The organism is Bacillus sp. RC242 (genome assembly GCF_044908245.1).
GTDB classification, from domain to species: domain Bacteria; phylum Bacillota; class Bacilli; order Bacillales; family Bacillaceae_G; genus Bacillus_A; species Bacillus_A mycoides.
The window spans coordinates 124,216-135,642 of the sequence record NZ_JBIYCZ010000010.1; the positions used below are offsets into that span (position 1 = coordinate 124,216).

Genomic DNA, 11,427 nt, shown 5'->3' on the forward strand with positions numbered 1-11,427 from the left:
TGCCACGACGTTTTTAATTAATTCGTACTAATTCCTCTCGCTGCCCAAATACGATTGATTTCAGCAGCATGTTGCCCGCCGTATAAAAGAGCATCTGCTTGCTTAATCGCTTTCGCTCCATCACGGAATTTCGCATTTGGCGTTAATGACCAATGTGATTGTAAAATAATTTTTGTTGCTACATCACGTCCAAAAGATTGCGCCATTTCGTATTGACCTTGAGCCCAAATTTCCCCATCATTATGCACTTCATTCGTTATATCTTTCGGGTATACTTTATTCGTATCTAATCGGCGTAAGCACGTCGGATCTGAACTAGAATAAGCAGTCGCATCCCATTCTCCAATACATGCTTTCCCGTATCCTGTTGTCGATACTGCATCTTCATAAGTAGCACCTAAGAAGTCTCCAAATCCTTCTCCCATCGCTCCACCTTCTGGTGAACTTCCGAATCCTGGCACTTGATTATCTTGAATAGAATGACCATATTCATGCGCAATAATGCCAGCATCTTCTGCATCATCTACTCCGCCAGTACCGAAAGTTAAAGCTTTCGTTGATGGAGAATAGAATGAATTATCGTCAGTTGTACCATTTACATTCACTTTAATCGAACGTTTATTAATATTTTGAAAACCTAATCCTTGAATGTAACGCTGTAATGTATCAATATGATAATATGACATAACATCTTCAAAACTATCATTTGCACGTGTATAGTTAAATTGTAAGTTTGTAGATTTCGTCTTCGCTTTTGAAGAAATCGTAACATACTCACCAATTAAAAATCCTGTACCATCTAAACCTTTTAACGTAACAGTTTTCAATTGATTCGTTAATGCTGTTGAATCTGCATCATTATTATCTTTTAACCCTGCTAAACTTCCACTAGATACGACAGGGTTAGGTAAAAATACTTTTCCTGTTCCTTCTGCTTTTCGGTTTATATCAACTTTTTTAATTAACTTTCCATTTTCCGCATCAATGAATGTTTCCCATGCACCGAATGGATTATTAGAATGGACTACCACTTTATATACAGGAATAGCGACTCCCTCTTCAACAATATATCCGAATTCTTTTTCCGTAGGAGCCCATAAGTTTTGCTCACTTTCTCCTCCAACATACGCCATCGATTTTTGTTCTGCATCTTTTTCACTAATTTTTTTCGTAACTTCCTTCACACCTGTAACAGGCTGATAATCTGAAATCGCAAGTAATCCTTTTCCCTCTCCGTTAAGAGTAACTGTAATTTGTTTTGAAAATACAGGCGCACCATTGACCACTTGTTGGAATCTAACATATGAAGCTACTGACGTTTCTGTTGTAGAAATATATTGCAAGTCTGAAAGGTCTGCCTTCAATCCATATTCCGTAGCATGTCCCTTTAAATATTCAATTGCTTTTTTCTGTGGTGAATAAGCTTCTAACTTTACTTGCTGTTGTTTTTCCAGTGCTGAAACAGTAGAAATTGTCCCCATTACTAATGGCACAGTCATTGCCATTGCCACCATTTTTTTGTTTAACATAGAACCACTCCCCCTAATAAATTGAAAACTTTACCCCATTCCTATAAGGCTATTCCTGTCCACAAGTAACGAAATAAAGTGAATCTACGAGTAATTCTATACAAACAATTCTATTACCTTTACATTTTGGGTAAGTGAAATTTTCTCAATATTTATGTGTGAAACGAGAAAAATACTGTAGAAATATATTTCTTTTGTAAATTTCTTTACCTTATGCTTTTTAAAGTAATGTGTAAAAAAATAAGTTATTTTTTACCTAACGGTAGGTTGAAAATAATATTAATGAATGATACGATTTATGTAACCTTTTTTATTAGGAGGACTTATCATGAGCAAAAGTGAAGAAACACTCTCTTCCATAGTCGAAGCAAGTTATCGACTATTTGCCGGACACGGCATTGCCAAAACGACCTATACAATGATTGCTGAAGAAGTTGGTATTGCCAAGCCATCTATTTATTATTACTTTAAATCTAAAGATGCATTAATTGAAAGTATTTTTAATGAATTATGTGCAGCGATGCAGTTCTCCTCATTCTTTCATACAGAAGAATTTACGAAAGAGAATTTCATTGAGAAATGTGTTGAAATTGGCTTTAAAATGATAGACGAACAACAGAAAGATCCTTATTTTAATCGTGTATTACAAGAATATGTATTACTATCTTCAAGAAACGATATGTACAAAGATCGATTACTAACTGTACAAACAGAATATTTAAACGGATTTGAATCACTCCTAACAAAAGCAAATGAACTTCAACTCATTCAAAATAAAAATCTAGTTTCAAAAGCTCATATGTTAGCATTAGTTCTTGATAATATTGGGAATTTTATGATGTTACATTTAGATATGGATTATAAACAAATATGGATTGAAGCTGTAAATAGCATTTTTGAAAGCAGGGATTGAAGTGAATACAAAAAAGCGCATTATCGGCTTAGATTTTGCTAGAGCGTGGGCAATGTTTGGAATGTTACTAGTTAATTTCATGGTGATAACAGGGGCGGAAGGAAATGGACCTCCTCTGTTAAAAATCTTTATGACACTTTTTGAAGGTAGAGCTTCTGCCTTGTTTGTTATACTTGCTGGGATTGGCATAACTTTAATGACTAAATCATCTGTTGCTAGCCAAGAGAAAATAAAAATCAATACCAGCCGAATATTGATTTGGAAACGATCACTATTCTTATTTATTTTAGGATTATTATTGTATGTAATGGAATGGACGGGTGATATTTTACACTACTACGGCGTTTACCTTTTCATCGCTGCATTACTAATTACTGTACGAAGAACTATACTAATATGGCTTTCTATCATTATTTTACTTGCTGCACAATATCTCCAACTTACTTTCAACGCCTTCGAAGGATGGGGAGGCACAATCCCATTTATAAACTATATAGACTTTTGGACCTTAACAGGTTTTCTTCGCAACTTATTTTTTAATGGCTATCACCCTATTTTCCCATGGTTTTCTTTCTTCTTAATCGGTATGATAATTGGCAGGTTAGATCTTCATAATAGGAAAATTAGACATTGGTTGTTCTTACTGGGTTTAACAGTAACCGTAATTGTAGAGCTATTATCAAAAGGGTTAACACACCTTTTTATCCCATACATTGGTGAAGCAGCCTCTACATTTTTGTTTAACACAGGACCCATTTTACCCAATATATTATACGTCGCATCCGCTACAGGATCTGCTATTGCTATATTAATAATTTGCCTCTACATTGCTGAAAAATATGAAAATAATTGGTTTGTTACTTCCATTATACAAACAGGACAATTAACATTAACGCATTATGTAAGTCATGTATTTATCGGTATTGGCGCATTGATTGTATTAAATCGTATGAAACATCAAACACTACTTTTCGTTTTATTATTTGCTACTGCATTTTTCATTTTCAGTATTTTATTTAGCGTATTATGGCGAAGGAACTTTTCTAGAGGACCTATCGAATGGATTATGCGGAAAATAACTGATTAATTTATCTTCATACAAAAAAGGAAGTTGGAATGATTCCAACTTCCTTTTTTCTTTAATTAGCCGCGTTTAATTTAATTCGGATCTTTGTCTCACCTAAAGAAAGTTCATCGTCCTCATTCGTTAAGTGACCAAATGTAAATTGCTTGACGAGTAAGTTTTCTTCTAATAAATCTTTATGATTCGTTAACGTTTGCTGTAGTTCTTCTTCTGTATCAAGAATTACATCCACTCGTAAATTAACTGGTAAATTCAACTGCTTACGATATTCTTGAACTGCACGAATAAATTCACGTGCTACTCCTTCTTGTAACAATTCTTCCGTTACATTCGTATCTAACATTACCGTATATTGACCGTTAGTCGTATTTGAAAATCCTGATTTCGCAACTTTTTCTACTAATACATCTTCAGCTGTTACAACTACTTCTTCTCCTGGTGCTACTTCGTAAACTGCTCTTTCTGTAGATACAAAGTGTTGTACTTCTTCTTTTGATAATTGTTTTAGCCAACCATTTACTGCATTCACACTTTTACCAAACTTCGGCCCAGCCGTTTTAAAATTCAGCTTTAATTGATAGGACGTGTATTTCGTTTCATCGAGTTCAACATGGAACGCTTTTACATTTAGCTCATCCATGATGATATCACGATAAGATTCCCAATCCATATCATTTTCATTATGCGCTAGTAATACAAGTTCTGCTAACGGCTGTTTTACTTTTAATGAATGTTGATTACGATTACTTCTTCCAAGTTCAACAACTTGTAAAACAGCATCCATTTCTGCTTCTAACTCAGGCTGGATAAGTGATTCGTTTACAACCGGATAATCTGCTAAATGAACGCTTCTTCCTTCTAAATTCAGATGAATATCCTCAGCTACAAACGGTGTAAATGGTGCAATTAATTTACTAATTGTCACAAGTACTTCATGAAGTGTCTCATACGCAGCTGCTTTTTCAGCATTCATACCAGACTCCCAGAAACGATTACGTGATCGTCTTACGTACCAGTTACTCACTTCATCTACAAGCGCCGCGATTTCACGAGCTGCATTCGTAAATTGATAATCATCAAGTGCTGTTCTCACTTTTTTCGTTGTGCTATGCAATCTTGATAATACCCATTCATCCAATTTCGTTCGCTTTACATCATAGGTTTCATTCGGATTATACTCATCTAAATTTGCATATAAAACGTAGAAGCTATATACATTGACTAACGTATCTACAAATTTAGATTTTGCTTCCAGTACTGTTCTTTCAGAAAAACGCTTTGCATTCCACGGAGCACTGTCAACAAGTAGAGCCCATCTTAAAGCATCTGCACCAAACTGATTTACTAAATCAACTGGATCTAGTGCATTTCCTTTACTTTTAGACATTTTCTGTCCTTCCTCGTCTAGAACATGCCCTAGTGATAACACTCGTTTATAAGGTACTTTTCCTGTATATAGTGCTGATACTGCTAATAAACTATAAAACCAGCCGCGTGTTTGATCAATTCCCTCTGCAATTACATCTGCTGGAAACTGTTCTTCAAATAACTCTTTATTTTCAAATGGATAATGATATTGTGCAAACGGCATGGAACCACTATCAAACCAAACATCGATTACTTCTGGTGTACGATTCATTGTACTTCCGCATTTTTCGCAGCAAACTTGCACTTCATCTACATACGGCTTATGCAATTCTAAATCTTCAGGTGTTTCTTTCGTACTATGCTTTCTTAATTCGGCGATGCTTTTCGGTGAGAATTGATGATCGCAGCTTTCACATTCCCATACGTTTAACGGTGTTCCCCAATATCTATTCCGGCTAATATTCCAGTCCACCATGTTTTCTAAAAACTTACCAAACCGTCCATGCTTCATATGGTCTGGATACCACTTAACAGAATCATTATTTCGTAAAAATGTTTCTTTAATCTCAGTTGTTCGGATTAACCAGCTTTCTCCTGCATAATAAAGTAATGGTGAATCACAGCGCCAGCAATGCGGATAGCTATGTTCATATTTTTCTTTATGATATAGCAAACCTTCTTTAGCTAAATAACGAACGATATCAACGTCACATTCTTTTACAAACTTACCTTTAAGAAATGGTACTGCATCCGTATACTCACCTTTCTCATCTACAACATGTAAGAACGACAATCCTTCACTTTGAACGACTTTATAATCGTCCTCCCCATATGCTGGAGCGATATGAACGAGTCCTGTACCACTATCTGCAGTTACAAAATCTGCTGCAATTACGTGGTACCCATTTGTAACTTCCTTCATCGGAAACGGTGCTGTATAAGATGTGTTTACTAATTCTTCGCCTTTATGAACGGATAATACTTCATAGTTTTCTTTTAGTACTTCTTGTACACGCTCTTTCGCAACAATGTATACATACCCTTCTTGTTTCGCTTTAACGTATTCCATATTTGGATGTACGGCAAGTGCAACATTCGCTGGAAGTGTCCACGGCGTTGTCGTCCATCCAAGGAAATATTCATTTTCACTATCTTTTACTTTAAACTTAACCGTTGCGCTTAAATCTTTCACTGTTTTATATCCTTGTGCAACTTCATGTGAACTAAGCGATGTTTGACAGCTTGGACAGTACGGTGAAACTCTATGCCCTTTATATAACAAGCCTTTTTCATGAATCGTCCCTAAAATATTCCATACACTTTCGATATATGGATTCTCTAGAGTAACGTATGGATCATCCATATCTACCCAATATCCAATGCTCTCCGTAAATTCACGCCACTGCTTCTCATATGTGAATACACTCTCTTTACACTTTTGAATAAATGGCTCAATGCCGTACTCTTCAATCTCATGCTTACCTGAAATACCAAGTTGTTTTTCAACGCCTAATTCTACAGGTAATCCATGTGTATCCCAGCCAGCTTTTCTTAACACTTTATATCCAGCCATCGTTTTATATCTTGCTACTAAATCTTTAATTGCCCGACCAAGTGCATGGCCGACGTGTGGTAAACCGTTCGCCGTTGGTGGTCCTTCATAAAACACAAACGATTGTGCGCCTTCTCTATTCTGAATTGATTGTTCAAAAATGCCCTGTTCGTTCCACTGCTTACGAATACGTGTTTCTCTCCCTACAGCTGACTCTTTTACATCTACTTTCTTCATGTACAATCACTCCTTTGAATGTTTTAAAAGCACACAAAAAACCCGCCCCTATGAAGTAGGGACGGGTTTACCCGCGTTACCACCCTAATTCTATTAGCTTTTCACTAATAGCACTTAGCAACGTACTAATATACGCGTTCTTTGTAACGGTAGACATCCGTCCGAGCTTACTTTATTCAGCCACGGCTCCTCGGAGATGATTTTCAAATAACGTCTGCACACCGGCTTTCAGCAATACACCGGCTCTCTGGAGAACAGCTCACTATTTTACTCTTTCTCGTCTTCAGATTTGTATACTTTATTAAAAGTTATTTTATGCCATTAAACAATTAATTGTCAACTAATTCGAAATATATTTTTATTTATACCCTTTTTCTCTATTCTTATACAATCACTTTTCAAATTCTCGCAATCCTGCTAAATCTTCATCTTCCTCTGCAAGTTCAGCGAAAAATCCTGTTTCATCTTCACGAAGCACAATTTCAAGTTCATCTCTTGCCTCTTCATTTCTGTTTAATGATGTTAAATAACAAGCATGATCGTATCTTGCTAGCAAGTCAGTAGCATCAATTGCTAATATTTCACTTGTTATTTTTTCTGCCTTTGTCGTTTGCCCAGCTCTATGATACGAAGATGCTAAAGCAAGAAGAATTGCTGTTTCATTTGGATGATGTACAGAAGCGTCTTCTAATAACTGAATCGAGTCCTCAATTCTCTCTTGACTTTGATATATTTCTGCTAAAGCAAGGAATCCTCTACTTACAAATGGCGTTTTCTCAATTAATTGCAAGTGAATTTTTTCGGCTTTTCTTTCTTCGCCTAGCTTACATAATACATTCGCTTGTAGAAGAAGTGTATCATAATCATCCGGTAGCTCGCGAACCATTTGTTTCGTTAATTCAAAAGCATCTCGTAACATATCTTCTTCTTCACACTCAATGAAAAGATTTACAAGTTGCTTCGCTACATCATAATCCCACTTATTTTCTAACGATGTTTGTAAAACCTCTATAGCTTCTTTATTCATCGCCGCATTCTCATAAAATATTGCGAAACGCTGCGCTGCCATACTATTTTTCGAATTTAACTTTAAGGAGATTTCAAATAAATCGATAACAACTGTAATCATTGAAATTTCCTTCGCACGATTTTTCATGCGATAAAATGCTCTTGTAAATATAGATTTTTTCGGTTGCTCATTTTGCTGTCTTTCTACTAATCTTTCGGCAACCGCAGTAGCTGCATACATAAACGCTGTACTTCTTTCTGCTTTTTTCACCTTTAGCGTATGAAGTACGTCTCGTATCTGGGATAATTTTTTATGTTGTTCCATTGCTTTTACGTACACACCAAAAATACGTTCACTTTCCAAATCTTTATGCATTACTTTCAGCGCAACTTCGATTGCTTCTGCACTCTGCTTTTTAACTAGCAATTTCGCATAATGATATAGTACTTCCACATGCGCTTCATCTATTTTCATTGCGCATTCGATATATTCTTTTTCTTTATCTATGTCATTCATCGCGCCAAACACGTATGCAATCGCATCTAAACGCCATGTTTCAGGAACTTCTTCCTCCAATTTTTCTAGTTCAACTAGCAATTCTTCCTGAAGATTCATTTCTACTGAAAGCTGCGCTAAATATTCCATATTTATATGCATTGGTTCTTCTTTCATCGCCTGGACCATATGCTTTTGTTCTTTGGAACGATTCTCTTCTTTTTCGTATATTTCAGCAAGCTGCAAATGTACACCTAAGAAGTTCTTATCCCTTTCTAAACATGTTTCATACGCATGCTTTGCTTCTTGAAATTGCCCTAACGCCATGAATGTTTCACCGATACGGAAATACGGCAATGAATCTTGTTTTTTCTTAAGTGCATCATTATACCGTTTTATCGCCTGATCATACTGTCCAATAGATTCATATAAAACACCTGCGTAACAACCGTATTCAATTACATCCTCTTTTGCTTTTTCTAACGTTCTTAAAAATGCTATGCCTCGTTGCACAAAAGCTGTGTCTTTTATTCGATTTACATACTCATCCAACACGCTCGCTATATTAGCGTATACGCTTCGTATACCGTTCTCTAATTTAGAAAGTGCAAGTTTTAACTCTTTTTCATCCTCACCTAATGCCATTTCAGCATCCCATAACACCATACCAGCATTCATAAGGAAATCTTGATTGTCTTCAAATTGCTTATTAATACTGACAATATAGTTTTTTGCATCCTTATATTGTTCCTTTGCCATATAAACTTGAATTAAACCGAAATGAGAATATACATCTTCATTATTTTCTTCTAAAGAACGCTTATATATAGTTTCCGCTTCTTCAAGTTCATCATTTTGAAAATGAAAATCTCCTAAACGAACATATAAAGACGCCTGATCTTCACAATTTTGAATTCCTTGTAATAGAATTTCCTTCGTATTTTTCTCATCATCCAAATCCGATTCATAGATTTCCGAAAGCTTCGTATATAAATAGGCTGCTGTTTTATCTAATTGAATCGCCACTTTAAGTCCTTTTACCGCCAAATACACTTTCCCTAAATACTGAGCACATCTTGCACGTTCATACCATATGTGCGCTTCATATTTATATTCTTTTAATAAATCATTAAAGAATCCATATGCTTCTTCATATCGTTCTAAATCTATTAAAATTAAACCGTGATTTACAAGTGTAAACCTTTCTGGACTACGTTCTATAGCTGTTAGAGAATACTCTAGCCCCTTTTCGGATTGATCCATATACATGTATGATAATGCTAAGAAACTCCACGCAACTGGTTGATCTGCATCCAATTGTAATGATGAACGAAAACTAGCAATCGATTCTGCATAATTATCTTGCTCAAAAGAATAACGTCCATTTATAAAATGATACAACGCTTGATTGCTTTTCTTCTCCACACTTTGAAGCATCTGTCCTGCTTTTTCCATATCCTGCAGACGAATAAAACACTGTGCACTATGCAATTTCACAAAGTCAGAGCTCGGAAACTTTTTCATTAATTTTTCTATACAAAACTGAATAAAATCTTTATCTACTTCAGCATCTAAATGTTTAATCGTATATAACCAAGTGTTTGGGTTTTCACTTGTTTCTTTTAAAAATAGTACTAACTTTTCAATTCCCTCTTTATCTTGCTCACCTAAATGATCTGTAAGAGAAAAGATTGTTTTATAATAAGTGTGTTCTTTCTCATTTAAAAATGAAAGTTGTTCCATTCTATCTTTTGGTATAAACGTAATAGCTAAACAATCTGTATAACGATATTTTTCTTGCAACTTATCATATTCCACAAGAATCGGTTCCAAGAAATTCGGATCTTGAATATAAAAAGCTTGCAGTACATCGTCATAACCAGAAAGCACTTGTACATGGGAAGCGTGCTCAATATCTATACTTAATAAAACGGGAATACCTTGATTGAGTAATCTCTTATAATTTTCCTCATTCCCTTGAAAATAACGATATTCGTAACCTTGCTCTTCTATATATGTAACTGTATCTGAAAACTTAGAACCTGTTACATCAAAAATATGTTGTGCAATTTCATCTTGCGTACGTTTTTCTCCCCATACCCCTAACATCATTTCCAAACTTGTCGGAACGCAATAGTTATCCTTTTGTACAACCGGAACTATCGGTAAACGAACCTTTTTTCCATCAGGATTTTTTTCTATATGATGATATAGAGAATTTTTTAAACTCTTTTCACTTTTCAATAGTGCTTGCAAATCGTGAATATTATTCATTTTATAAAATGCTTCTGCACGTAAATGTATAAAATAAGTTGTATATGCATGATGCGGAAGCATATGATTGATTTTATCTATTACCGCTAACATTTCTTCATAGCGCTCTAAATCTAATAAATATTTTACTTTTTCAAAATAGAAATATGGTACTTGAGGGAACTTTGCAATCGCATCATTAATGAGTTGTAACGCTCGCTGCTGTTCACCTTTATATGCATATAATTGCGCCAATAAGTACGTAGCTAACTCTTCACAATCTTTATGCTGCTGACCGGATAAAAGTTGTTCCTCTGCCTTCTCCCACTCACCAGTCTGTATATATAAGTAACCCCATTTATCAAAAACTGCACGCGTACTATGCTTTTCCGCCTTTTGCATATAGGCATAGGCCTCTTCATTTCGCTTCATATCTAGCAAACATCTAACTAACGTAAAGTATGCTTTCGTTAAAACATCCGCATCAGTTTCCTCTTCATTTACCTTTTCCAAAGAATCTTTTAACAATTGTTCAGCATCAAGGATTTTACGCTCATCAATTAACTCATCACAATATAAAGAGAGCGTTCTCATATTTGGGAATTTTTTATAAGTATAACGAATTAAAAAGGAGCTATATTGATGCATCAAACCTTCATCAGCAAGACGAATTAATGTATCAAACTCCTTAGGTGACGAGACGTTAGAAAGCCAGTTCTTCACGTATGATAACTTATTCGTTTCTTTTATATGCGCAATTTCATTATTTATCTCATGTAATCCATCTAGGAATCTCTTTTCTTTCAAACAAATCTCTAATTGCTTAAAATCTAGCATGCATTCACCTCAAATTATTATTTATACTGCCATTTGCAAGCAGTATTCTAACCTACTTGCTTAGATTTTACACATCATATAGTATGCATTCAACTAAAACCTCATATAATGAACGATATTATTTAATATTATTCAAGTTTATAACTAAAT

The 11,427-nt window shown here is 35.1% G+C and carries 5 protein-coding genes and 1 other annotated feature; of the genes, 2 read left to right on the plus strand and 3 right to left on the minus strand.

Annotation, left to right across the window (positions count from 1 at the left end; all coding sequences use genetic code 11):
* Window positions 1-17: 17 nt before the first annotated feature.
* Window positions 18-1,529, minus strand: a complete 1,512-nt coding sequence (locus ABH957_RS19040) for a M36 family metallopeptidase (RefSeq protein WP_404512015.1) — start codon at window positions 1,527-1,529, stop codon at window positions 18-20.
* A 328-nt stretch (window positions 1,530-1,857) separates the two neighbouring features.
* On the opposite strand from ABH957_RS19040, the gene ABH957_RS19045 reads away from it, so the two are divergent.
* The gene (locus ABH957_RS19045) at window positions 1,858-2,442 is read left to right on the plus strand and encodes a TetR/AcrR family transcriptional regulator (RefSeq protein ID WP_002136053.1); all 585 of its coding nucleotides are present in this window, start codon (window positions 1,858-1,860) and stop codon (window positions 2,440-2,442) included.
* A gap of 1 nt (window position 2,443) precedes the next feature.
* Window positions 2,444-3,529 carry a DUF418 domain-containing protein gene (locus ABH957_RS19050; RefSeq protein ID WP_404455048.1) on the plus strand — a complete coding sequence of 362 codons (1,086 nt, stop codon included), beginning with the start codon at window positions 2,444-2,446 and terminating at the stop codon, window positions 3,527-3,529.
* Window positions 3,530-3,581: 52 nt separating this feature from the next.
* Here the strand turns inward: ABH957_RS19050 and ileS are convergent, their stop codons facing one another.
* Window positions 3,582-6,683, minus strand: coding sequence for an isoleucine--tRNA ligase (gene ileS / locus ABH957_RS19055; RefSeq protein ID WP_404512017.1), 3,102 nt, complete (start codon window positions 6,681-6,683; stop codon window positions 3,582-3,584).
* A gap of 54 nt (window positions 6,684-6,737) precedes the next feature.
* Window positions 6,738-6,976: a binding site (T-box leader), on the minus strand.
* Window positions 6,977-7,074: 98 nt separating this feature from the next.
* Complete coding sequence (locus ABH957_RS19060) at window positions 7,075-11,277, minus strand: tetratricopeptide repeat protein (protein WP_404512019.1); 4,203 nt, start codon at window positions 11,275-11,277, stop codon at window positions 7,075-7,077.
* Between the last annotated feature and the right edge of the window lie 150 nt (window positions 11,278-11,427).